The sequence below is a fragment of the Streptomyces sp. NBC_00647 genome (assembly GCF_045207245.1).
In the GTDB taxonomy this organism is placed as follows: domain Bacteria; phylum Actinomycetota; class Actinomycetes; order Streptomycetales; family Streptomycetaceae; genus Streptomyces.
The window spans coordinates 3010336-3033066 of sequence record NZ_CP109040.1 but is presented as its reverse complement, the minus strand read 5'-3'; the positions used below and the strand labels follow the sequence as shown (position 1 = coordinate 3033066).

Sequence of the window (22731 nt, the reverse complement as noted above, 5' to 3'; positions counted from 1 at the left end):
CCCGTCGATCCTCCCGACCCGACCCGACCGACCCGATCCAACTCGACTCGACCCGGCTCGAATTGACCCGGCTCGACTCGACCGAGCCGCCCCGGTCGACTCGATCGACTCCGACCAGGGCGAATGGGTACGGAGACAAGCGAAGCGAGTCACCCGCTCGCGTCTCCGGTCCCTGCGGAGTACGCGACCGCACTCTCGTCCGGCCGGCCGTGCCGGGCGAGAGACGTGTTCAGAGCCAGCCGTTGCGCCGGAACCCCCGGTAGAGGACGAGACAGGCGATGGATATGACGCCGATGACGATGGGGTAGCCGAACCGCCAGTGCAGTTCGGGCATGTTGTCGAAGTTCATGCCGTACACGCCGCAGACCATGGTCGGAACGGCGATGACCGCCGCCCACGCCGTGATCTTCCGCATGTCCTCGTTCTGCGCCACCGTCACCTGCGCCAGATGCGCCTGCAGGATCGAGTTGAGCAGTTCGTCGAAGGCGGCTATCTGCTCCGTGACCCGCAGCAGATGGTCGGAGACGTCCCGGAAGTACGCCTGTATCTCCGGGTCGACGACACGGATCGGCCGGGTCGCCAGCTCCTGGACCGGCCGGGCGAGCGGGACCACCGCCCGCTTCAGTTCGAGGAGTTCGCGCTTGAGCTGGTAGATGCGGCCGGCGTCCGTGCGTGCGCCGTTCTCGGCGAACACATCGGCCTCGACCTGGTCGATGTCGGCCTGGACCGAGTCCGTGACGTTGACGTACTCGTCGACCACGTGGTCCGCGATCGCGTGCAGGACCGCGGCCGGTCCCTTGGACAGCTGCTGCGGATCGGACTCCAGCTCTTCGCGCAGCGGGCCCAGCGACCCGTGTCGTCCGTGCCGCACGGTGATGACGAAGTCCGGCCCGACGAACAGCATGATCTCGCCGGTGTTCACCACTTCGCTGGTCGCCGTCAACTCCGTGTGCTCGACATAGCAGACGGTTTTGAACACCGCGAACAGGGTGTCGCCGTACCGCTCCAGCTTCGGGCGCTGATGCGCCTCGACGGCGTCCTCGACGGCGAGGGGATGGAGGTCGAAGAGCTCGGCGATACCCGCGAACTCCAGGTCGGTCGGCTCGTGCAGTCCGAGCCAGACGAATCCCTCGTCGCGCTTGCGGATCCGCTCCACGGTGTCGACCAGATCGCGGCCCTCGGGGATCCTGGAGCCGTTCTGGTACGCCACGCAGTTCACCACCGCGGAGCCCAAGGGCGACCGGGCGGGGTGGCTCAGGTCGACACGGGTGCGCCGCCGTGTCAGCCGCGCCACCTTGCGGAGGCCGTCGACCGCACCGAGAGCCGTCACCTTCCGCAAATTCCCTGCCATGGACATCTGGATCTCCTCGCGTGGATCTCCTCGGGCCGCACTCTGCGCCTGGCGGGCCAGTCTGCCAGGCCTGATCGGACTCCGGAAAAGGCTGTGGGAACGGAACATTCCGTTCCGTAGTGCGGAACACTCGGACGGCTCGGCGGCATGGGGCGGCACGTGGCGGGGTGTGGTGCCGCGGGCGGTACCCGTCGGGTGACGCGGCGCCGACAACGGGAGCGTCGGCGATTCCGGACAAGCAGGTCAACTGGGATGATCTCCCCATGACGCAAGCCGACGGGTATCTCCTCGACAACCAGCAGACCGAGGCGGGACAGCGTTTCGACGCCTTCGCCACGCTCTTCGACCCCACCACGTTCAGGCACCTGGAGCGCTTCGGCGTCGGGTCCGGCTGGCGCTGCTGGGAGGTCGGGGCGGGCGGTACGTCCGTCGTGTCCTGGCTCGCCAAGAAGGTCGGTCCGACGGGGAAGATCGTCGCGACCGACATCGACACCTCGTGGGCGGCGTCCGTCGCCCGCTCGCCCGTCGAGGTCCGCGTCCACGACGTGGGCGCCGAGGAACCGCCGGGGGAAGGCTTCGACCTCGTGCACGCCCGGCTCGTCCTGGTTCATGTGCCGGACCGGGAGTGGGCGTTGCGGTCGATGATCAAGTCCTTGCGGCCCGGCGGCAGGATCCTGGTCGAGGATGCCGATCCCGCCCTGCAGCCTCTGCTCTGCCCCGACGAGTACGGCCCCGAGCAGCAACTGGCGAACAGGCTGCGCCAGGGCTTCCGCAAGCTGCTCGCCGAGCGCGGTGCCGACCTCGCCTACGGCCGCAAACTCCCGCGGCTTCTCCGGGAGGCGGGGCTGCGGGGCGTGGAGGCCGACGCGTACTTCCCCGTCACCTCACCCGCCTGCACCACCCTGGAATCCGCGACGATCCGGCAGATCCGCGACCAGCTCGTCTCGGCGGGCCTGGCCACCCAGGAGGAGATCGACCGGCACCTGGCGAACGTCGCGGCCGGGTCCATGGATCTGGCGACCGCACCGATGATTTCGGCCTGGGGGCGCAAGAACTGAACGCGATGCGGGAGTTGGGCATCGGTACCCGGGCGCGATGCCATGCGGGTCAGGCGTTCAGCGAACCCGCGTCTCTCCTTCTCCTCCTTCTCCTTCTTCTCGCCGTCGACTTCCCGAGGGCGGCCTTCCACCGACCCGCTCCACCGCCTTCGCCCCCGCCGCGCACCCCGCCGTCGCCGCCTCCTCGGAGCCGGCGCCCGCGAGCAGTGCGGCGAGGAACGCACCGGTGAACGCGTCACCGGCGCCCGTCGTGTCACGCGGCGTCGCGGGCAGCGCCGGGACACGGGCCCGGACGGCTCCGGAACGGGCCACCAGGGCCCCGGCACCTCCCTGTTTGACGACGACCGAGGGGAAATGGCGGCTCAGCTTGGCCGCCGCGTCGGCCGGATCGGGCAGCCCCGTCAGCAGGCACGCCTCGTCACGGCTGGGCAGCAGGACGTCCACGCCCTCGGCGAGTTCGAGGAAACGGCCCACGCCCAGCCTGGTGAGGAACCCCGCCGACGCGGGGTCGAGGCTCACCGGCACCCCCCGCGCTCGCGCGGACTCCAGTGCGGCCGACACCAGCGCCCGGCTCGGCCCGGAGAAGAACAGGTAGCCCGACAGATGCAGCCGCGCGACCCCGTCGAGCAGCGCGGGCGACCAGTCGTCCGGTGCGAGCCGAAGCGACGCTCCGCTGTCCGTGAGGAACGTGCGCTCCGCCGACGCGCCGGTGTCCACCAGGCAGATCACCGTCCCGGTCGGTGCCTCCGGATCGGTCACCAGGAGGGGCCGCACGCCGCTCGCCGCGAGTTCGCGCTCGTGCCACGCCGCTGCGTCGCCGCCCACCCGGCCGAGCAGCCGTACGTCGGCACAGCCCTCGTACGCGGCCCAGCACGCGACATTGGCGCCCGCGCCGCCGGGCACGGTCCGGATGACGGCGGCCGTGTCGGTGCCGGCCGCCAGCGGCCCGCGATGGCGGGCCACGACGTCGGTGACCACGTCTCCGACGACGAGCAGCGCGCCCGCGGCATCCCCCGCGTCCCCTGCGGCCCCCGAGCGTCCCGACCCGCTCACGCCACGCCCCGGGTCGCCCCGATCCGTGCCGCTCACGCCCCCGCCCAGGCCGCCGCGATCCGTCCCGCGAGGCGTACGTTGCCGCGTACCGCCGCCAGATTGGCGTCGAGCGAGGCACCGTCCGTGTGCCGGACCAGATAGCCGAGCAGGAAGGGCGTCACCGCCTGTCCGGTCACGCCCTCCGCCTCGCACGCGTGCAACGCGTCGGCGAGCACGCGCGCGTGGAGCTCGGGATCGAGCTGCTCCTCCTCGGGGACGGGGTTCGCGACGATGAGCGACGACTCGGGGGCGTGCAGCGCGTCCTGGGCGCGCATCACCCGCGCCACCTGTTCGGGGGAGTCCAGGGTCCAGTCCACGGGGTGCCCCGAGTCGGACAGATAGAAGCCGGGGAACCGGTCCGTGCCGTACCCGGCCACCGCCACACCCAGCGTCTCCAGACGCTGCAGCGTCGCCGGCACGTCCAGGATCGACTTGACGCCCGCGCACACCACCGTGATCCGGGTGCGCGCCAACAGGCCCAGATCGGCGGACTCGTCCTGGGTCACCGTCCACTCGCGGTGCACACCGCCGAGCCCTCCCGTCGCGAACACCCGGACCCCCGCGCGGGCCGCCAGCAGGGCTGTCGCGGACACGGTCGTCGCCCCGCTCGCCCCCGCGGCCACCGCGAGCGGCAGGTCGCGGTGGCCCAGCTTGCGGATCCCGTCCTCGTTCGCGACCCGTTCCAGCTGTTCCTTGTCCAGACCGACCCGCGGCCGGCCGTCGAGCACGGCGATCGTCGCGGGTACCGCGCCCTCCTCCCGGACCACATCCTCCAGTTCGAGCGCGACCTGCAGATTGCGCGGGCGGGGCAGCCCGTGCGCGATGATCGTCGACTCCAGGGCCACCACCGGCCGGCGCGCGTCGAGCGCCTCCCGCACCTCATCGGACACCACGATCACGCGCCTGCCTCCTGTCGTCGGTCGACGTTCCCCGTCCCTGGATCTCTGGCGAGCGGCGCGCCCGGCCAAACCCTTGCGACCCGCGGCGTACGACACCAGCCTGGGTGCATGACGGACAACTCGCCACGTCTCGACCATGTCGTCCTCTGGGTACGCGATCCGGTCGCCTCGGCCGACTTCTACGAGAAGGCGGTCGGCCTGGAGTCCCTGAGAGTCACCGAATTCGCCGCCGGAACGGTCTCCTTCCCCTCCGTACGTCTCAACGAGGAGACCGTCCTCGACCTCGCCCCCCTGGCTCTGGCGCCCGGCATGAACATGGTTCCCGGGGGTGCCGACAGCGCAGGCCACCCGGTGAACCATGTGTGCGTCGCGTTCCCGAGAGACACGTTCGACGCGCTCCGGGCCCGCCTGGAGGAACGGTCGGTACCGGTCTCGGACTTCTCGTACGACTCCTTCGGAGCCCGCGGAATGGCCAGGCGCAGCTTCTACTTCCGTGACCCGGACGGGAATGTCTTCGAGGCCCGGCACTACGAGTAGCCCCCTCCGTGCAGGGGGCCGGCCGCAAGTACGTCCTCGATCCGCACGGGGCACTGGCCGGCGTTCGGCCGGGCTGACCCGGCTCGCCGAAGGGGTGCTCCCGCGGAACGGCCTCCCGCCCCACAGGGAGACCCTCGTCGCTCCGGGCGGCGGACAAGCCCCTAGGGTGTCCGCTCATGACCATGAACTCCCAGGCCACGCCCTCCTTCGCCGTGCACATTCCCGATGCCGAACTCGAACCCGAGCCGCTGGATCCGGCCCAGATCGTCTCCGGCGACCCCGCCGTGACGGGCAAGGTGCTCTGGGAGTCCGCCGACGGCAAGCAGCTGCGTGGCATCTGGCAGATCACGCCCGGCGTGGTGACCGACACCGAGGCGAACGAGCTCTTCGTCGTCGTCAGCGGCCGGGCCACCATCGAGGTCGAGGGCGGCGACGTCATCGAAGTGGGGCCCGGCGACGCGGCGTTCCTGCACGAGGGCGACCGGACGACGTGGACCGTCCACGAGACGCTTCGCAAGGCGTACCACATCAGCCTCTGACGACCCCGGGGAAGGCTCCCGCCGCCACCTCAGAACAGTGGCTCCGGGAGCACTCCTTCCAGCGCCAGCAGCTTCCGCTTCGTCTCCAGGCCGCCCCCGAAACCGCCGATCCCGCCGTCTCTCTCGACCACGCGATGGCACGGCACCACGACCGGCAGCGGATTCGATCCCATGGCCACCCCCACGGCCTGCGCCGCGCCGGGCTGGCCGACCCGCGCGGCCAGGTCGCCGTAGCCCACGACGGAACCGAACGGAACACCCGAGTTCAGCTCGCGCAGCACCTGGCGGTTGAACCCCGAGATCAGCGACCAGTCGAGCGGCAGGTCGAAGTCGTGCCGCTCGCCCGCGAAGTACGCCTCGACCTGGAGTATCGCCTCGGCCAGCAGGGGTGACCCGGGCGCCTCGACGGGCTCGCTGCCCAGCCGGGACGCGAGCCGCTCGAGCGTCTTGCCGCGCACCGCGTCCGACGCGTGGAAGACGACGTTGACCAGGCCGGCCGGTGTCGCCGCGAGGAACAGCGGCCCGATGTCCGTGCCGAGGACGGTCCACACGACCTGCTGCTCGTACTGCCCGTGGCTGTTCATGCGATCCACCGTACGGCCCGCCACCGACAACGCCCGTGGCGCGGAAACCGGCACCCGTCCGCGCCACGGGAGAGGACGCTATTCCAGGGCCTCGCGGACCACGTCGGGCGCGTTCGTGATGACCCCGTCCGCGCCGAGGCCCGCCATGCGCCGGGCGGTGGCCGCGTCGTCCACGGTCCAGGCGAAGACCTTCATCGGGCCGTGCGGACCGTGGAGGGCATGGACCGCGGAGACATAGTCGGACGACAGCGACGTGTGGTCCGGGTTGATCTGGTCGGCGAACTCCGCGTACCGGGGCAGCCGCGCGAGCGGAGGTGTCCCCAGGAAGGCCGTCGTGATACCGGGCCGCAGATCGTGCACCGTCCGGACGCTGGCGGCGCTGAAGCTCTGGACGATCAGCCTGTCCCTGAGGTGCACCGGGTCGAGCCAGCCCTCGTTGCTCAGGAGCTTGAGGGTCTGTCGTTCGATGCCGGGGTAGAGCTCGGGGTTCTTGATCTCCAGGACGAGCTTCTGATGGTTGCGCGAGAGGCGTTCCATGTACGCCCGCAGCGTCGGCACCCTCTCGCCCGTGAACCACGGATCGAACCAGCTCCCGGCATCCAGGCGGGCGATCTCGGACGCGGTGAAGTCCTTGACCTTCCAGGGGCTTCGGCCGGGAAAGACCTCCTCGACGTCGGTCGTGCGCGCCAGCGAGGCGTCGTGGAGGACGACCAGCTGACCGTCGCGGGTGCGCTGGACGTCGTTCTCGACCCAGTCGAACCCCAGCTCGGCCGCGCGGTCGATGGCGGCCAGGGTGTTCTCGGGCGCGTAGGCCGAGGCGCCGCGGTGGGAGACGACCAGCGGAGCCGCGCTCCGGCTGTCGGCCCTGGCGTGCGGGCCGGGCAGTATGAAAGCGGTTCCCCCAAGAAGCGCGGCGGTCGTGGCGGCGGCAACGCGCGCGTGCATGCCTTCTCCTCGCGTAGGGCGATCACGGTCAGTACAAGATTGACAGCAGAGAGTCGCCGAAGGGTGGAAGCGAGATGGCCGCGGATTGAATGGAGTTGTCCAAGTCCGGTCGCTGGCGCGGTGCAAGTGAGGAGAGGTCGTGATTCTTTGCCGGATTATCGTTCGACCATTCCGGTGGGGGTCATACTCTCTGCCTCGACCCGGTCCGCTCCGGTGGTCCGGAAGGCGGGGGCAGTTCGGGTATTTCCATGAGTAACGGGGCGGGAAGGGCAGCCGCGCATGCAGGGCACGGTCGACGGCTTCACCTACGGACTCGTCACACCGCTGGTGGCGTACTTCATGGCTTGCCTGGGCGGAGCGCTCGGACTTCGCTGCACCACCAGATCCATGCTCGTCGCCGGTTCCTGGCGGGCCGGCTGGCTCGCGCTCGGCTCGGTCGCGATCGCCTCCGGCATCTGGACGATGCACTTCATCGCGATGATGGGCTTCACGGTCGAGCAGACCCCGGTCCACTACGACAAGCCGACCACGTTCGCGAGTCTGGGTGTCGCCGTCCTGATGGTCGGCGCCGGGATCTTCATCGTCGGCTACCGGGGTGCCACCGGGACGGCACTCTTCACCGGAGGGACCGTCACGGGCCTGGGTGTCGCCTCGATGCACTATCTGGGCATGGCCGGGATGCGGCTCAACGGAAGGCTCGAATACAACACCCTCACCGTCTCCGCCTCGGTCGTCATCGCCGTCGTGGCCGCGACGGCCGCCCTCTGGGCGGCGGGACAAGTGCGTGGATTCCTCTGGAGCGTGGGCGCGAGCCTCGTCATGGGGCTCGCCGTCAGCGGTATGCACTACACAGGCATGGCCGCCCTCAGCGTCCATCTGCACGGTTCGACCGGCGCCAACCCGGCCGGGGATTCGGCCGCCGCACTGCTCGCGCCCATGATGATCGGTCCCTTCGTCTTCCTCTGCCTGGCGGGCGTCGTCGTGATGTTCGACCCGCTGATGGTCATGGGCAAGCCCGACTGGAGCCCCGCGGAGATCAAGCGGCCGGGCGTTCCGGCCCATCCCGTCGCCACGCACGTCGTCGGCCGTCGTCCGGCCGTGCGCCCCGTGCAGGAGCGGGGGCACCGCCGCTCCCGGACCCCGCAGAGCCGCTGATCCCGCCCGGTTGTCAGTGCGGGGTCGTACGGTGGATTCCATGCGGCCCGTATCCAAGATCGAACGTTCGGTGGCGCCCTTCGAGGTCGTCAGCCCCTTCCAGCCGGGCGGCGACCAGCCCACGGCCATCGCCGACCTGGAGAAGCGCATCCGCGCAGGTGAGAAGGATGTCGTGCTGCTGGGCGCGACCGGCACCGGAAAGTCCGCCACCACCGCGTGGATGATCGAGAAGCTCCAGCGCCCGACGCTCGTCATGGCACCGAACAAGACACTGGCCGCCCAGCTGGCCAACGAGTTCCGCGAGCTGCTGCCGAACAACGCCGTCGAGTACTTCGTCTCGTACTACGACTACTACCAGCCCGAGGCCTACGTCCCGCAGTCGGACACCTACATCGAGAAGGACTCCTCGATCAACGAGGAGGTGGAGCGCCTGCGCCACTCCGCGACCAACTCCCTGCTCACCCGCCGCGACGTCATCGTGGTCGCCTCGGTGTCCTGCATCTACGGCCTCGGCACTCCGCAGGAGTACGTGGACCGGATGGTCAGCCTCAAGGTCGGCGACGAGATCGACCGCGACGACCTCCTGCGCCGCTTCGTCGACATCCAGTACACGCGCAACGACGTGGCCTTCGCGCGCGGCACCTTCCGGGTCCGCGGCGACACCATCGAGATCTTCCCGGTCTACGAGGAGCTCGCCGTCCGCATCGAGATGTTCGGCGACGAGATCGAGGCACTGTCCACGCTGCACCCGCTCACCGGTGAGGTCATCACCGACGACAACCAGATCTACGTCTTCCCGGCGTCCCACTACGTGGCGGGTCCCGAGCGCATGGAGCGCGCCGTCAACGACATCGAGAAGGAGCTGGGGGAGCGCCTCGCCGAGCTGGAGAAGCAGAGCAAACTCCTGGAGGCCCAGCGCCTGCGCATGCGTACGACGTACGACATCGAGATGCTCCGCCAGATCGGCTCCTGCTCCGGTGTCGAGAACTACTCGATGCACTTCGACGGCCGTGATCCCGGCTCCCCGCCGAACACGCTGATCGACTACTTCCCGGACGACTTCCTGCTCGTCATCGACGAGTCGCACGTCACCGTCCCGCAGATCGGCGCGATGTACGAGGGCGACGCCTCCCGCAAGCGCACGCTCGTCGACCACGGCTTCCGTCTGCCTTCCGCGCTGGACAACCGCCCCCTGAAGTGGGAGGAGTTCCAGAAGCGCATCGGCCAGACCGTCTATCTCTCGGCGACCCCGGGGAAGTACGAGCTCTCCCGCTCGGACGGCTTTGTCGAGCAGATCATCCGCCCCACCGGCCTCATCGACCCCCAGGTCGTCGTCAAGTCCACCGAGGGCCAGATCGACGACCTGGTACACGAGATCCGGCAGCGCACCGAGAAGGACGAGCGCGTCCTGGTCACCACGCTCACCAAGAAGATGGCCGAGGACCTCACCGACTACTTCCTGGAACTGGGCATCCAGGTGCGCTATCTGCACAGCGACGTCGACACCCTGCGCCGCGTCGAGCTGCTGCGCGAGCTGCGTGCCGGCGAGTTCGACGTCCTGGTCGGCATCAACCTCCTGCGCGAGGGTCTCGACCTTCCCGAGGTCTCCCTGGTGGCCATCCTCGACGCCGACAAGGAGGGCTTCCTGCGCTCGGGAACCTCCCTGATCCAGACCATCGGCCGCGCGGCGCGCAATGTCTCCGGCCAGGTCCACATGTACGCCGACAAGATCACCCCGGCGATGGAGAAGGCCATCGAGGAGACCAACCGCCGCCGGGAGAAGCAGATCGCCTACAACAAGGAGAGGGGCATCGACCCGCAGCCCCTCCGCAAGAAGATCAACGACATCGTGGCGCAGATCGCCCGCGAGGACGTCGACACCGAGCAGCTCCTCGGCTCCGGATACCGCAAGACGAAGGACGGCAAGGGGGCCAAGGCCCCCGTCCCCGCGCTCGGCGGCAAGGCGGCCCGGGCCGCCAAGTCCGCCAAGGGCAAGGAGACCGTGCCGACCGACCGCCCCGCCGCCGAACTCGCCGGGCAGATCGAGGAGCTGACGGAACGGATGCGCGCCGCCGCGGCCGATCTCCAGTTCGAGATTGCGGCCCGGCTGCGCGACGAGGTCTCCGAGATGAAGAAGGAGCTGCGGCAGATGAAGGAAGCGGGGATCGCCTGACCGCCCCGCAGGCGGCGCCGGACCTCGGGCGACGCGCGCTGTGTTGCAAGACCGACACAAAGTGCGCCCCAGGGTTCGGCGCTGTCAGTGCCGCTGCGTAGGGTTCTGCTCATCCGCGGACTCCGCGGCAACAGGGGACAGTTCGAGAGGGGAACAGCGCGTGACGGTCAACATGACCAAGGGTCAGGCCATCAGTCTGCAGAAGAACGACGGGGGCACGCTGACCGCGGTCCGTATGGGACTCGGATGGCAGGCCGCCCCCCGGCGCGGCCTGTTCGGCTCGCGCACCCGAGAGATCGACCTCGACGCCTCCGCCGTGCTGTTCGCGGACAAGCAGCCCGTCGACGTGGTGTTCTTCCGTCACCTCGTCAGCGACGACGGCTCGGTGCGGCACACCGGGGACAACCTGGTCGGCGGTGTGGGTCAGGGCGGTGACGACGAGGCCATCCTCGTCGACCTGCAGCGCATCCCGGTCCACATCGACCAGATCATCTTCACCGTGAACTCCTTCACGGGCCAGACCTTCCAGGAAGTGCAGAACGCGTTCTGCCGCCTGGTCGACGAGACCAACGGCCAGGAGCTCGCCCGCTACACGCTCGCGGGCGGCGGCCAGTACACGGCCCAGATCATGGCGAAGGTGCACCGCGCCGGAACCGGCTGGCAGATGACGGCCCTCGGAACGCCGGCCAACGGCCGCACGTTCCAGGACCTGATGCCCGCGATCCTGCCGCACCTGTAGGCAGCCGGCGCACACGCACGAAGCGACATAGGGGGACAAGACGATGACGGCCGAGCTGGTCAGGGGGCAGAACCACCCGCTCTCCCAGGTCCGTCTCGAGGTCCGTGTCTCGGCCGGGAAGCCGATCGTGGCAGGGGCCACGCTCAGCGACGAGCAGGGCAGGGTCCGAGGCGTCGAGTGGGTGGCACATCCGGGCGCGCCCACGCTGCCCGGACTCGAGGTCTCCAAGCAGGCGGCGGCCGATCACCGCCTGGCCTTCGACCTGGACGCCCTGCCGCCGACCGTGCACCGGGTCAGCGTGCTGCTCGCGCTGCCCACCGGGGTCGGCGGGCCGGTCCGGTTCGGCGCCGTCGCCGCCCCCTTCGTCGCGGTCACCGGCCTCGACGGCTCCGAGGTCGCCAGCTACACCGTCACCGGCCTGGACGCCGAGTCCGCCGTCGTGGCCCTGGAGCTCTACCGTAGGCAGGGCGCCTGGAAGGTCCGCGCGGTCGGCCAGGGCTACGCCGGCGGCCTCGCCGAACTCCTCACCGACCAGGGACTCCCCGAGGCCCGACAGCTCGCCGGAACCATCAACGAGGCGGTGGCCCAGGGCCTGGCCCGGTCCGTGGCGGCGCCCCCGCCCCGCACAGCGGAGGGGGACCGGTCACGGCAGACGGCCACCTCGGCACCGGGACCGGATCAGCCGTACGCCGGACCTGGACCGCAGGGCGCTCCCGGGACCGTGACACCGCACCAGTCCCCGTACGACACGCCCGGTCCGCAGGGAGTCACGGCGCCGCAGACCGGCGGTCCGGTGGGCCCCGTGCAGCCCGACCCCTCCACCGTCACCCAGCCGACGTCACCCACCGGTGGCGGTCCTGTCGACTACAGCCACCCGGGCCGGCAGACCGCTGCCCCGCCACCGCCCCCGCCGACCGCGCCGCCGGTCCAGCCGGGGCAGCCCGCCCAGCCCGTCGCGGGAGACGCGACCGGCTGGTCCATGGAGGAGCGGCTGTACAACCAGGTGTGGGGGATGTTCGAGGACCTGGCCAGGACCGTCGCCGCGTACCGCAGCGCCGTCGACTTCGCCGACTCGCGCATGGAGAAGGAGCTCGACCACGTCCTCTCCGACCCGCGCAGCCGGATCGGCGGGCAGGGCGATGCGGCGCGCGACGCCGCCCGCGCCAAGCACGCACTCCTCGTGGACCAGGCCAGGGCCGCCCTCGACCGGGACCTCGCCCAGCTGACCGCCGAGGCCGAGGTCGTGGAGCCCGCGCTGCCGTTGGCGTACGCGAGCTGGGACAACCCCGTCTGGCACGGCTACCGCGTACCCATGGAGATCCCCATGGCGCTGCGCCTCGGCGAGCTGCGTCTGCCGGAGAGCGAGAACCTGAGCATCCCGATGCTGATGCGCCTGCCGCTGGAGCGCGGCCTGTGGATCGACAGCGGTCGCGCCTCCCTGGACGGCACGCTCGCCGACTCCGACCAACTGCGCCGCCTCGCCATGGACACCGCGGTGGCGCACGCCGCCCGGCTGCTCGCCGCGTATCCCGCGGGCGAGTTCACCGTGCACGTCATCGACGCGGCCGGTGCCGGAGCCTCGTCCCTGTCACCTCTGGTGCAGTCCGGGGTGCTCCACAGCCCGCCGGCCGTGGGTGCGGCGGGTGTGGCGGACGTACTGGCCCGGCTCACCGAGCGCGTCGACCTGGTGCAGATGGCGTTGCGCGGGGGCGCGGCCGACTCGCTGCCGCCGGGCCTCGACACCGCCGAGCAGTTGCTGATCGTCAACGACTTCCCGCACGGCTTCGACGACCGTGCCGTGACCCAGCTCCGCTACCTGGCGGACGAGGGGCCGGCCGTCGGCGTCCATCTGATGATGGTGGCCGACCGCGAGGAGGCGGCCGCGTACGGACCGCTGCTCGACCCGCTCTGGCGGTCGCTGCTGCGGATCACGCCGGTGCCCGACGACCATCTCGCCGACCCGTGGGTCGGACACGCGTGGACGTACGAACCCTCGCTCGTTCCCGCGAACAGCCAGGTGCTCCAGCAGGTCCTCGCCCAGGTGGCGGCGGCCCGCCGGTCCTGGAACCGCTGACTCCGACCTCCTTCGCGCATCCCTGGGCGCAGGGGCCTCAAGCCGCTTTACCAAGCATCGGTAAAGCGTCCTGACCAGGCAATTTGGTCTTTCTTTTACTAATCCCTTTACCTTCCCTTGGTGGTTCGGGTACTCTTTTTCCATACGGAGGGGAGTACTCCCTACCTGCTGCGACGTACCCGTCAATACGGATCAGGCCAGATCCCGGGGCGTCGGCCCGCGGGCTCCGGGCGCACCCAGCGCCCCGGCAGCCGCGGGTGGAAGAGACCTCCGGTAGCGCGACGACGCTGAATCTGCCGTTACGAACTGCCGGAGGCGCAGTGGATGTTTCCCTGACCCTGTGGGTCCTGACCATCGTGGGGCTGGCCGCACTGATCGCGGTCGACTTCTTCATCGGCCGCAAGCCGCACGACGTATCGATCAAGGAAGCCGGAATCTGGACCGTCGTCTGGATCGCCCTGGCCGGGCTGTTCGGACTCGGACTGCTCCTCTTCTCCGGCGGTGAGCCGGCCGGAGAGTTCTTCGCCGGCTTCATCACCGAGAAGTCGCTGAGCGTCGACAACCTCTTCGTCTTCGTCCTGATCATGGCGAAATTCGCCGTGCCCTCGAAGTACCAGCAGCGCGTGCTGCTCGTGGGCGTTCTCATCGCCCTCGTCCTGCGCGCGATATTCATCGCCGCGGGCGCCGCGATCATTGCGAACTTCGCGTGGGTCTTCTACATCTTCGGCGCGTTCCTCATCTACACCGCCTGGAAGCTGATCCAGGAGGCGCGGGCGGACGAGGAGGACGAGGAGTTCGAGGAGAACAAGCTGCTCAAGGCGGCTGAGCGGCGCTTCGGCGTGGCCGACCGCTATCACGGCACCAAGCTGTGGATCCGGGAGAACGGCAAGCGCGTCATGACGCCGATGCTGGTCGTGATGCTGGCGATCGGCACCACCGACGTGCTCTTCGCGCTCGACTCGATCCCCGCGATCTTCGGCCTGACCCAGGACCCGTACATCGTCTTCACGGCCAACGCGTTCGCGCTGATGGGTCTGCGACAGCTGTACTTCCTCATCGGAGGCCTGCTCAAGAAGCTGGTCCACCTCAGCTACGGGCTCTCGGTCATCCTGGGCTTCATCGGCATCAAGCTCGTCCTGCACGCGCTCCACGAGTCCGGCGTCCACGTTCCCGAGATCTCCATACCGGTCTCCCTCGGCGTGATCTGCGCGGTCCTCGTGGTCACCACGATCACGAGCCTGACCGCCACCAGGAAGCAGGCGGCGCGCGAGCGGGCCGAGAGCGCTCCGAAGGAAAGCATCGACGTCTGACCACATCGAACGGAGAAACAACCACCCCCGGGAGCGGTGCGTGACGAATTGCCGACCACCGCTCCCGGTGCTTGCTTGGATCCCGAGCGTCTCCCGCCCGGGAGCGCCCGGGCCGGGTGGAGGAATCCATGAAGTTCGTACAGATCATCGACATCGAATCCGAGCGAATGGACGAGATGCGGCTGCTCGTCGAGCAGGCGGAAGGGCGCAGCGCCGGACGCGAGGGCGGCCCCACCCACCGTCTCGTGCTGAAGGACCGCAACACGCCCAACCGCTACCTCGTGCTGATCGAGTTCGCCTCGTACGAGGAAGCCATGCGCAACAGCAGCGACCCGGAGACGGGCAAGATGGCGGAGCAACTGGCCGCGCTGTGCACCAGGCCGCCGGTCTTCACGGACTGCGACGTACAGGAGACGACCGAGCTGAAGTAGCGGGCCGTTTCCGAGGGCGGACTCGTCCGCCGCGCTTCCGGAGCGAGCCTCGCGCCGCCGGAGTGCGGGGCACGCTCTCGACTGCGACGATCGCGTCATGATCGTTCGGCTCCGGGCACTCGCGAGGCAGTGGACCGCCGTGGTGCCCGTGATCGCGGTGGTGCTGCTGGCCTTCACTTGGGGGCGCGACCTGCCCGCCGCGATGGTCGCCCTGGTGACGCTGGTCCTCGCGGGCGCCGTGCTCGCCGCGGTGCATCACGCCGAGGTGGTCGCGCACCGGGTGGGCGAACCCTTCGGTTCCCTCGTCCTCGCGGTCGCGGTCACGGTCATCGAAGTCGCCCTCATCGTCACCCTGATGGCGGACGGCGGCGACAAGAGCTCGACGCTGGCCCGCGACACGGTGTTCGCGGCCGTGATGATCACCTGCAACGGCATCGTCGGTCTGTGTCTGCTCGTCGCCTCACTGCGCCACGGACTCGCCGTCTTCAACGCGGAGGGCACGGGGGCAGCCCTGGCGACCGTCGCCACACTGGCCACACTCAGCCTCGTCTTCCCGACCTTCACCACGAGCAAGCCGGGCCCGGAGTTCTCCACCGCGCAGCTCACCTTCGCCGCGCTCGCCTCCCTGGTCCTGTACGCCCTGTTCGTGACGACCCAGACCGTCCGGCACCGGGACTACTTCCTGCCGATCACCCGGCAGGGCCAGGTCATCGACGTGGACGACCACGCCGACGCCCCGACCGCTCGCATGGCCGGAATCAGCCTGGGACTGCTCGGCCTGGCCCTGGTCGGCGTGGTCGGCCTGGCCAAGGGTGTGTCGCCCACCATCGAGTCCGGGGTCGAGGCGGCCGGTATGCCGCACTCCGTGGTCGGTGTGATCATCGCGCTGCTCGTGCTGCTCCCCGAGACGATCGCGGCACTGCGGTCCGCCCGCCGCGACCGGGTGCAGACCAGCTTGAACCTCGCCCTCGGCTCCGCGATGGCCAGCATCGGACTGACCATCCCCGCCGTCGCCCTGGCGTCGCTCTGGCTGTCGGGACCACTCGTTCTCGGCCTCGGCCCGACCGAGATGGTTCTGCTCGCCCTGACCGTGGTGGTGAGCGCCCTGACCGTCGTGCCCGGGCGGGCCACCCCGCTCCAGGGAGGCGTCCACCTGGTCATCTTCGCCGCCTATCTGGAGCTGGCCATCAACCCCTGACCAACCGTCACTCCGCGGCTCTGACGACCGCCAGGCGAGGCACCGACCGGGTCTCCGGGAGCAGCGCGAAGCACCCCAGGCTCAGCAGCGCGATCCCCGTCAGATAGGCGGCCACGCCCCACGGCACGCCTTCCCCGCTCGCCACCGCCGTCGCCACGATCGGGGTGAGCGCGCCCCCGAGGACCCCGCCCAGGTTGTATCCGACGGCCGCGCCCGTGCAGCGCACCCGCGGCTCGTACAGCTCCGGCAGATACGCGGCGATCACCGCGAACATCGTGATGAACGCGATGAGCGCCACCAGGAATCCGAGGAACATCAGGAGGGGTTCGCCGGTCGACAGCAGCCCGATCATCGGGAACATCCACAGTGCGGCCCCCGCACAGCCCGCCATGCACAGCGGCCGCCGACCGTAGCGGTCTCCCAGCAGGGCCACCAGGGGCGTCAGGCATCCCTTCACGACCACGGCGGCCATGATGCAGGTCAGCATGACGGTGCGGCTCACATCGAGCCGTTCGACGCCGTAGGCGAGCGCCCAGGTCGTCACCGCGTAGAACACGGCGTATCCGACGGCGAGTCCGCCGGCCGTCAGCAGGACGAGCCGCCAGTGGTCGCGCACCACCTCGGCGAGCGGTACGCGCGCGTGGTCCCCCATCTCCAGGAACCGCGGGCTCTCCGCGAGCGAACCGCGCAGCCACAGCCCCGCCGCCGCGAGCACTCCCGCCGCCCAGAACGGCACCCGCCACCCCCACGCCGCGAACTGCGCGTCGGACAGCGTCGCCGACAGTGCCAGCATCACGCCGTTGGCCAGCACGAATCCGAGGGACGGGCCGATCTGGGGGAAGCTCGACCACAGTCCGCGCCGCTCGGCGGGCGCGTGTTCGACCGTCAGCAGCACGGCCCCTCCCCACTCGCCGCCGAGTCCGAGCCCCTGCAGAAAGCGCAGCACCAGAAGAAGCACGGGAGCGGCGACACCGATGCGGTCGTACGTCGGAACACAGCCGACGGCGACGGTCGCCGCGCCGGTCAGTAGCAGCGAGGCCACCAGAACGGGCCGCCGCCCGCGCCGGTCCCCGATGTGCCCGAACAACACCGAGCCCAGCGGACGGGCGACGAATCCGACGCCGAACGTCGCGAAGGCCGCCAGCGTCCCCGCCAGCGGCGAGAACGTCGGGAAGAACAGCGGCCCGAGAACCAGCGCGGCCGCGGTCCCGTAGACGAAGAAGTCGTAGAACTCGATGGCGGTCCCGGCGAGCGAGGCGGCCGCGAGCCGCAGCATGGAGGGCGCCCTTACGGTGCGTACGTCGTGCATGCCGGGTCAACTACCCACAGTGACCGGCGGTTACGGGGGCGCGCGGGAGTGCGGCGTGCGTCAGTAGGTGACGGTGATGCGCCGGGCCGGGCCGTCGACGCGGATGAGCCCTCCATAGGGGATGACGATCTGCGGATCGGTGTGACCGAGGTCCACATCGAAGACGACCATCATGTCCGGGGCATATATGTCGATGGTCCGGAGCACCGCTTCGCGCTGGTCGCGCGCGTAACGGGCCCTGGCCTCCGGATCAAGGGGTTGCTCGAACGACCACGCCTTCGGGCGGCCCATGAGGAGTGCCGGGAAGTGTCGCAGCAGGCCGCGCTCGCCCATGCTGCGAAGGATCCAGTAGACCTCGTCCGCCCCGGGCATGTCCTCCGAGGTCTCCAGGAACAGGACGTGACCGTCGTACGCGGAAGGGTCCCGGGCGATCTCGCGGTCGGCCATCAGCAGCCACGACAGGATCTCGATGTTGCCGCCCCAGGAGCGGCCCTCGACCACCCGGTCGGGGCGGAGCCAGGTCCAGCCGGCGCCCGGCTCGGTCCGCGGCTCGGAGACGAAGCTCTCCGGCTCCTCCCAGGGCGCGTCGACCTGGCGGAAGCGGTCGGCGGGGCGCAGTTCGTACGGCCCGGAGGTGAACAGCGCGGCCCGCAGCGACTCCGCGGTCAGCGGGTCCATGGAGCCCGGGCGGCCGAACTCGCACATCACCGTTGCGCCGTGATAACCGACGATTCCGGCGTTCCACAGGTGGACGAGGAAGTTGGTGTTGTCGCTGTATCCGAAGAAGGGCTTGGGGTTCGCCCGGATCAACTCGGTGTCCAGCAGCGGCAGCACGGTGATCTGGTCGTCGCCCCCGATGGACGCGATGACCGCCTTGACCGTCGGATCGGCGAACGCAGCGTGGAGGTCGTCGGCCCGTTCCCGAGGGGTCGAACCCATCTTCCGGGTCGTCGGGTACTCGACCGGTTCGAGGCCGAACTCCTTGCGCAGCCGCTCCAGGCCCAGCTCGTACGGGAGCGGGAAGAGGCCGGGCAGCCCGCTGGACGGCGAGATCACGGCCACCCGGTCACCGGGCAGGGGCTTGGGAGGGTAGGCGGGTGTCGTCATGGCGAGAGGGTACGAGCCGTCACCCTTTCGGTGCATCGTGATAAACCGGGTCCGAACAGCGGTCCTGGACGGGCCGGCAGACCTGAAGGCCCGGAGGAAACGTGCCCCGCACCCTCGCCAACGCCCCGATCATGATTCTCAACGGCCCCAACCTGAACCTCCTCGGGCAGCGGCAGCCGGAGATCTACGGCTCCGACACGCTCGCGGACGTGGAGGCGCTGTGCGCCAAGGCAGCGGCCGCGCACGGGGGCACGGTGGACTTCCGGCAGTCCAACCACGAGGGCGAGCTGGTGGACTGGATCCACGAGGCCCGCCAGAATCACGCGGGGATCGTCATCAACCCGGCCGCCTACTCGCACACGTCCGTCGCCATCCTGGATGCGCTCAACACCTGTGACGGACTTCCTGTGGTGGAGGTCCATATCTCCAACATCCACCAGCGCGAGGAGTTCCGGCACCACTCCTATGTCTCGCTGCGGGCCGACGGGGTCATCGCGGGCTGTGGCGTGCAGGGGTACGCGTTCGCGGTGGAGCGGGTCGCGGCGCTCGTGGGCACGGGACGGGCGGACACCTGACCGCTGCGGGAGAGGCGTCCGCCCGTGCCACCGAGCGGGCGTCCGCCCGAGGCCGCGGACGCCCGGGCGTCACAGACGCCCGGCCTCCACGATCCGCTTGAGGAAGCGTCGCGTGCGCTCCTGCTGAGGATCCCCGAAGACCTGCTCGGCCGTGCCGCGTTCCAGGATCACGCCGCCGTCCAGGAAGCAGACCTGGTCAGCGACCTCGCGGGCGAAGCCCATCTCGTGCGTGGCCAGGACCATGGTCATGCCGTCCTCCTTCACATCGCGGACGACATTGAGGACCTCGCCCACGAGTTCGGGGTCCAGGGCGGCGGTGATCTCGTCCAGGAGAAGCAGCTTGGGGCGCACGGCCAAGGCGCGGACGATCGCGGCCCGTTGCTGCTGGCCACCGCTCAACCGGTCGGGGTACTCGTCCGCCTTGGCACCGAGCCCGAGCCGTTCCAGCAGTTCACGCGCGTGGGCCTCGGCGTCCGCGCGGCCCACGCCGTGCACGCGGCGCGGGGCGAGGGTGATGTTCTCCAGGACGGTCATGTGCGGGAAGAGGTTGTAGGCCTGGAAGACGACGCCGATCCGCCGGCGCACCGCGTCCTGGTCGGCCCGCGGGTCGGTGATCTCCTCGCCGTCCAGCCAGATCGCGCCGTCGTCGATCTCCTCCAGGAGGTTGGCACAGCGCAGCAGGGTGGACTTGCCGGAGCCGGAGGCGCCGATCAGCGTGGTGACCGTGTGCGGGGCGACCTCCAGATCGACGTCCCGCAGCACCAGCGAATCGCCGAAGGTCTTGCGGACGGACTCCATCCGCAGCATCGGACCGTCGGGGACGGGTGCCTTGCTCATACGGTGCCTCCCTGGCTGCGGCGCCGGTCCATACGGGCGGTGACCCAGTCGGTGAAGCGCGTCATGGGGATGGTCAGCGCCACGAAGAGCAGCGCCGCGACGATGTACGCCGTGTAGTTGAGGCTGCGGCCCACGATGATGTCCGCGGAGCGCATCGCCTCCACCGCGCCGCCGATCGAGACGAGGCTGGTGTCCTTCTGCAGGGACACCATGTCGTTGAGGAGCGGCGGGACCTGACGGCGTACCGCCTGCGGCAGCACCACATGGCGCAGGGTCTGCCGGGTCGTGAGGCCCAGCGAACGGGCCGCCGCCCGTTGCGAGGGATGCACGGACTCGATGCCGGCGCGGACGACTTCGGCGACGTACGCCGAGTACGTCAGCACCAGGCCCGCCCCGCCGAGCAGGACGGGGTCGTTGGTGACGCCCTGCAACTGGAGCGCCGGTACGCCGAACACGACGATCGACAGACAGATGATCAGCGGCAGACCGCGGAAGAAGTCGGTGTACGCCGTGGCGAGGGCACGCACCGGCCAGTACATCGGCCCCCGCAGCGTGCGCGCCACGGCTATCAGGGTGCCGAGCACCAGCACCACGACACCGCACACCACGAACAGCCGGAGGTTCAGCCACAGGCCTTCGAGGACCTTCGGGAACGCCTCACGCGCGAACGACGCGTCGAAGAACGTCTCCTTCGTACGCGGCCAGCCCGGCGCGTCGACGACGACGAGGTACAGCACCACGGCCGTGGCGAGCGTGGAGAGCGCGGCGACGGCCGCGGAACGGCGGGCCCGCACGCGCCGGTGGCGCTCGCGCTCGATCCTGCGCCGCGACGGGACGTACGGGTCGCGCCCGCCGGGCCCGTCCCGTTCGGGTACCTCTCCTTCGGGGGCGTCCTCTCCCGACTCCTCCTTCATCGCCGTCACTTGAGCACCGGGGCGTCGACGGCCTCGGACAGCCACTGCTTCTCGATCTTCGCGAGCGTGCCGTCCGCGCGCAGGGCGTCCACGGCCTTCGTCACGCAGGAGGTCAGTGCGCTGCCCTTGTCCAGGACGAGCCCGAACTGCTCGGGCGTACCACCCCGGTTCTCGAACTGCCCGACGATCCTCGCGTCGGTCACCTCGGCGGCCGTGATGTAGAAGGCGGTCGGCAGATCGGTGACGATGGCGTCCACCTGACCGTTCTTCAGCGCCGACTTGGCCTGGTCGTTCTTCGCGTACGCGGCCGGTTCCTGGTCCGGCTTCACCACGTCGTCGATGTAGTTCAGGCTGGTGGTGCCGACCTGGGCGCCCAGCTTCAGGCCCTTGAGGTCCGCGAGGCTCGTCGCCTTCGCGGCCTTGGAGCTCTTCAGCGCGATCACGGCCTGGCGCACGTCGTAGTAGCCGGACGAGAAGTCCACGGCCTTCTTGCGCTCGGCGCTGATCGACACCTGGTTGATGTCGAAGTCGAAGGTCTTCGCACCGGGCGCGAAGGCCTTGTTGAAGGGCACGCTCTGCCAGACGACATCACCGTCGGCGTAGCCGAGTTGCCGCGCCACGGCGTACGCCACCGCCGACTCGAAGCCCTTCTTGTTGGCGGGCTTGTCGTCCTTGAACCACGGCTCGTACGCGGGTTCGTCGGTGGCGACCGTGAGCTTGCCGGCCGTCCGCGTGCTCAACGAGCCCTTGGCGCAGGTCTCGGCTGTGCTTCCGGAAGCCTTGCCGGACGCCTTCCCCTCCGGCTGCGGTGCGCAGCCCACGGCGAGGGCGAGCAGGGCGACGGTTCCGGCGGACGCGGCACGGCGCAGGGCGCGTTGGGGTCGATGCATGGCGGGAGAGTGGCAGCGAAACCCGCCGTTTGTCCAGGTCACAGCGGTAATTGTCCGCATGGTGGGAACGGGTGTTGCAGTCCCGTGAACACTTCCGCCACAGCCGCCCCCCGCACGCGATCCTGCCGTCGACTGCGGGGGCGGAAGGGCGGGGCCCGGGCCGCCGGCCGAGGGCGGGGATCGACGGGCCGGCGGCCCTGCCGCACAGGAGCCGTCATCCCGCGCGGGGCCGCCTCCAGTGGACTGCACCGGTGCCGGACCGGGGGAGCGCGCGCGTGAGACCGGCGCGTGCGCTCGGTTCACACGGGGCGCGCGCGTGAGGCGTCACGCCCCGCGTGCGCGCCCCGCGTTCGCGTTCACCAGCCCCGTGCGTGCCACTCCGGCAGATGGGGTCGCTCGGCGCCCAGCGTCGTGTCGTTGCCGTGGCCGGGGTAGACCCACGTCTCGTCCGGCAGTACGTCGAAGATCCGGGTCTCCACGTCGTGGATGAGACGGGCGAAGGCCTCCGGGTCCTTGCGCGTGTTGCCCACCCCGCCGGGGAAGAGGCAGTCGCCGGTGAACACGTGAGGATGGCCGTGCGGGTCGTCGTAGACGAGGGCGATCGAGCCCGGCGTGTGCCCGACGAGATGGCGCGCGGTGAGTTCCACGTTCCCGACCCTGACCGTGTCGCCGTCATCGAGGGGAACGTCGGTCGGCACCGGGATGCCGTCGGCGTCGTCCCGGCCCGCGTACGTGCGCGCGCCCGTGGCGGCCACGACCTCGGCGAGCGCCTGCCAGTGGTCGCCGTGCTGATGAGTGGTCACGAGGGACGCGATGCCGTCGTCACCGATGAGGGTGAGCAGCGTCGAGGCGTCGTTCGCCGCGTCGATCAGGAGCTGCTCGTCGGTGGCCCGGCAGCGCAGCAGATAGGCGTTGTTGTCCATCGGACCGACCGCGACCTTGGAGATCATCAGGTCCTGCAGCTCGTGCACGTCGGCAGGGCCGCCGACCTTCACCGCTCCGCTGTACGTCATG

22 protein-coding genes are annotated in these 22731 nt (G+C 70.0%); 11 read left to right on the top strand and 11 right to left on the bottom strand.

Annotated elements, in window-relative coordinates; all coding sequences use genetic code 11:
- Nucleotides 1-229: 229 nt before the first annotated feature.
- Entirely contained in the window at nucleotides 230-1357 is a 1128-nt protein-coding gene (gene corA / locus OG788_RS13390; protein WP_351548028.1) for a magnesium/cobalt transporter CorA, read from the bottom strand.
- A 257-nt stretch (nucleotides 1358-1614) separates the two neighbouring features.
- On the opposite strand from corA, the gene OG788_RS13385 reads away from it, so the two are divergent.
- Nucleotides 1615-2409, top strand: a complete 795-nt coding sequence (locus tag OG788_RS13385; protein ID WP_406370949.1) for a methyltransferase — start codon at nucleotides 1615-1617, stop codon at nucleotides 2407-2409.
- Nucleotides 2410-2466: 57 nt separating this feature from the next.
- Here OG788_RS13385 and OG788_RS13380 read toward each other — a convergent pair whose 3' ends face one another.
- Nucleotides 2467-3462 (bottom strand): carbohydrate kinase family protein, encoded by a 996-nt coding sequence (locus OG788_RS13380; RefSeq protein ID WP_406370947.1) that lies wholly within the window; start codon nucleotides 3460-3462, stop codon nucleotides 2467-2469.
- A 32-nt stretch (nucleotides 3463-3494) separates the two neighbouring features.
- Entirely contained in the window at nucleotides 3495-4400 is a 906-nt protein-coding gene (locus tag OG788_RS13375) for a pseudouridine-5'-phosphate glycosidase (RefSeq protein WP_351548019.1), read from the bottom strand.
- A 108-nt stretch (nucleotides 4401-4508) separates the two neighbouring features.
- On the opposite strand from OG788_RS13375, the gene OG788_RS13370 reads away from it, so the two are divergent.
- Nucleotides 4509-4937 (top strand): VOC family protein, encoded by a 429-nt coding sequence (locus tag OG788_RS13370; RefSeq protein WP_356757195.1) that lies wholly within the window; start codon nucleotides 4509-4511, stop codon nucleotides 4935-4937.
- 176 nt (nucleotides 4938-5113) lie between these two features.
- Nucleotides 5114-5476, top strand: coding sequence for a cupin domain-containing protein (locus OG788_RS13365; protein ID WP_406370945.1), 363 nt, complete (start codon nucleotides 5114-5116; stop codon nucleotides 5474-5476).
- A 29-nt stretch (nucleotides 5477-5505) separates the two neighbouring features.
- Here OG788_RS13365 and OG788_RS13360 read toward each other — a convergent pair whose 3' ends face one another.
- A complete protein-coding gene (locus tag OG788_RS13360; RefSeq protein ID WP_406370943.1) occupies nucleotides 5506-6060 on the bottom strand; it encodes a methylated-DNA--[protein]-cysteine S-methyltransferase in 555 nt (184 codons plus the stop codon).
- Between the two features lie 78 nt (nucleotides 6061-6138).
- Nucleotides 6139-7005: a glycerophosphodiester phosphodiesterase gene (locus OG788_RS13355; protein ID WP_406370942.1), complete on the bottom strand. Its 867-nt coding sequence runs from the start codon at nucleotides 7003-7005 to the stop codon at nucleotides 6139-6141.
- 279 nt (nucleotides 7006-7284) lie between these two features.
- Here OG788_RS13355 and OG788_RS13350 point away from each other — a divergent pair, with 279 nt between their 5' ends.
- From OG788_RS13350 to OG788_RS13320, 7 genes are all read left to right on the top strand, one after another.
- Complete coding sequence (locus OG788_RS13350; protein ID WP_406370940.1) at nucleotides 7285-8160, top strand: MHYT domain-containing protein; 876 nt, start codon at nucleotides 7285-7287, stop codon at nucleotides 8158-8160.
- Nucleotides 8161-8200: 40 nt separating this feature from the next.
- Nucleotides 8201-10333 carry an excinuclease ABC subunit UvrB gene (gene uvrB, locus OG788_RS13345; RefSeq protein WP_356757192.1) on the top strand — a complete coding sequence of 711 codons (2133 nt, stop codon included), beginning with the start codon at nucleotides 8201-8203 and terminating at the stop codon, nucleotides 10331-10333.
- A gap of 160 nt (nucleotides 10334-10493) precedes the next feature.
- Nucleotides 10494-11072 carry a TerD family protein gene (locus tag OG788_RS13340; protein ID WP_351548001.1) on the top strand — a complete coding sequence of 193 codons (579 nt, stop codon included), beginning with the start codon at nucleotides 10494-10496 and terminating at the stop codon, nucleotides 11070-11072.
- 43 nt (nucleotides 11073-11115) lie between these two features.
- Entirely contained in the window at nucleotides 11116-13146 is a 2031-nt protein-coding gene (locus OG788_RS13335) for a TerD family protein (protein WP_406370938.1), read from the top strand.
- A gap of 320 nt (nucleotides 13147-13466) precedes the next feature.
- A complete protein-coding gene (locus tag OG788_RS13330; protein WP_266757501.1) occupies nucleotides 13467-14456 on the top strand; it encodes a TerC/Alx family metal homeostasis membrane protein in 990 nt (329 codons plus the stop codon).
- Nucleotides 14457-14584: 128 nt separating this feature from the next.
- Entirely contained in the window at nucleotides 14585-14887 is a 303-nt protein-coding gene (locus tag OG788_RS13325) for a hypothetical protein (protein ID WP_406370936.1), read from the top strand.
- A 97-nt stretch (nucleotides 14888-14984) separates the two neighbouring features.
- Nucleotides 14985-16085, top strand: coding sequence for an ionic transporter y4hA (locus OG788_RS13320; RefSeq protein WP_351547990.1), 1101 nt, complete (start codon nucleotides 14985-14987; stop codon nucleotides 16083-16085).
- A 7-nt stretch (nucleotides 16086-16092) separates the two neighbouring features.
- On the opposite strand, the gene OG788_RS13315 is transcribed toward OG788_RS13320, so the two are convergent.
- Both OG788_RS13315 and OG788_RS13310 read right to left on the bottom strand, forming a co-directional pair.
- Nucleotides 16093-17394 carry an MFS transporter gene (locus OG788_RS13315; RefSeq protein ID WP_406370935.1) on the bottom strand — a complete coding sequence of 434 codons (1302 nt, stop codon included), beginning with the start codon at nucleotides 17392-17394 and terminating at the stop codon, nucleotides 16093-16095.
- Between the two features lie 60 nt (nucleotides 17395-17454).
- Nucleotides 17455-18501, bottom strand: a complete 1047-nt coding sequence (locus OG788_RS13310) for a S66 peptidase family protein (RefSeq protein WP_406370933.1) — start codon at nucleotides 18499-18501, stop codon at nucleotides 17455-17457.
- Between the two features lie 101 nt (nucleotides 18502-18602).
- On the opposite strand from OG788_RS13310, the gene aroQ reads away from it, so the two are divergent.
- The gene (aroQ, locus tag OG788_RS13305; RefSeq protein WP_406370931.1) at nucleotides 18603-19076 is read left to right on the top strand and encodes a type II 3-dehydroquinate dehydratase; all 474 of its coding nucleotides are present in this window, start codon (nucleotides 18603-18605) and stop codon (nucleotides 19074-19076) included.
- 69 nt (nucleotides 19077-19145) lie between these two features.
- Here the strand turns inward: aroQ and OG788_RS13300 are convergent, their stop codons facing one another.
- From OG788_RS13300 to OG788_RS13285, 4 genes are all read right to left on the bottom strand, one after another.
- Complete coding sequence (locus OG788_RS13300; protein WP_356757189.1) at nucleotides 19146-19913, bottom strand: amino acid ABC transporter ATP-binding protein; 768 nt, start codon at nucleotides 19911-19913, stop codon at nucleotides 19146-19148.
- Nucleotides 19910-20836 (bottom strand): amino acid ABC transporter permease, encoded by a 927-nt coding sequence (locus OG788_RS13295; RefSeq protein WP_406370930.1) that lies wholly within the window; start codon nucleotides 20834-20836, stop codon nucleotides 19910-19912. The genes OG788_RS13300 and OG788_RS13295 overlap by 4 nt, the downstream gene beginning before the upstream one ends.
- The gene (locus OG788_RS13290) at nucleotides 20833-21717 is read right to left on the bottom strand and encodes an ABC transporter substrate-binding protein (RefSeq protein ID WP_406370928.1); all 885 of its coding nucleotides are present in this window, start codon (nucleotides 21715-21717) and stop codon (nucleotides 20833-20835) included. Before OG788_RS13290 ends, OG788_RS13295 begins: the two co-directional genes overlap by 4 nt.
- 356 nt (nucleotides 21718-22073) lie before the next feature.
- Nucleotides 22074-22730 (bottom strand): MBL fold metallo-hydrolase, encoded by a 657-nt coding sequence (locus OG788_RS13285; RefSeq protein ID WP_356757186.1) that lies wholly within the window; start codon nucleotides 22728-22730, stop codon nucleotides 22074-22076.
- Nucleotide 22731: the final 1 nt, after the last annotated feature.

Bases quoted from the DNA above. Each gene is read 5' to 3' on its own strand.
- uvrB (WP_356757192.1), top strand. From the start codon at position 8,201: ATGCGGCCCGTATCCAAGATCGAACGTTCGGTGGCGCCCTTCGAGGTC.
- OG788_RS13370 (WP_356757195.1), top strand. From the start codon at position 4,509: ATGACGGACAACTCGCCACGTCTCGACCATGTCGTCCTCTGGGTACGC.
- OG788_RS13285 (WP_356757186.1), bottom strand. From the start codon at position 22,730: ATGACGTACAGCGGAGCGGTGAAGGTCGGCGGCCCTGCCGACGTGCAC.
- OG788_RS13325 (WP_406370936.1), top strand. From the start codon at position 14,585: ATGAAGTTCGTACAGATCATCGACATCGAATCCGAGCGAATGGACGAG.
- OG788_RS13290 (WP_406370928.1), bottom strand. From the start codon at position 21,717: ATGCATCGACCCCAACGCGCCCTGCGCCGTGCCGCGTCCGCCGGAACC.
- OG788_RS13310 (WP_406370933.1), bottom strand. From the start codon at position 18,501: ATGACGACACCCGCCTACCCTCCCAAGCCCCTGCCCGGTGACCGGGTG.
- OG788_RS13360 (WP_406370943.1), bottom strand. From the start codon at position 6,060: ATGAACAGCCACGGGCAGTACGAGCAGCAGGTCGTGTGGACCGTCCTC.
- OG788_RS13355 (WP_406370942.1), bottom strand. From the start codon at position 7,005: ATGCACGCGCGCGTTGCCGCCGCCACGACCGCCGCGCTTCTTGGGGGA.
- OG788_RS13385 (WP_406370949.1), top strand. From the start codon at position 1,615: ATGACGCAAGCCGACGGGTATCTCCTCGACAACCAGCAGACCGAGGCG.
- OG788_RS13315 (WP_406370935.1), bottom strand. From the start codon at position 17,394: ATGCACGACGTACGCACCGTAAGGGCGCCCTCCATGCTGCGGCTCGCG.
- OG788_RS13365 (WP_406370945.1), top strand. From the start codon at position 5,114: ATGACCATGAACTCCCAGGCCACGCCCTCCTTCGCCGTGCACATTCCC.
- OG788_RS13320 (WP_351547990.1), top strand. From the start codon at position 14,985: ATGATCGTTCGGCTCCGGGCACTCGCGAGGCAGTGGACCGCCGTGGTG.
- OG788_RS13335 (WP_406370938.1), top strand. From the start codon at position 11,116: ATGACGGCCGAGCTGGTCAGGGGGCAGAACCACCCGCTCTCCCAGGTC.
- OG788_RS13350 (WP_406370940.1), top strand. From the start codon at position 7,285: ATGCAGGGCACGGTCGACGGCTTCACCTACGGACTCGTCACACCGCTG.
- OG788_RS13300 (WP_356757189.1), bottom strand. From the start codon at position 19,913: ATGAGCAAGGCACCCGTCCCCGACGGTCCGATGCTGCGGATGGAGTCC.
- corA (WP_351548028.1), bottom strand. From the start codon at position 1,357: ATGTCCATGGCAGGGAATTTGCGGAAGGTGACGGCTCTCGGTGCGGTC.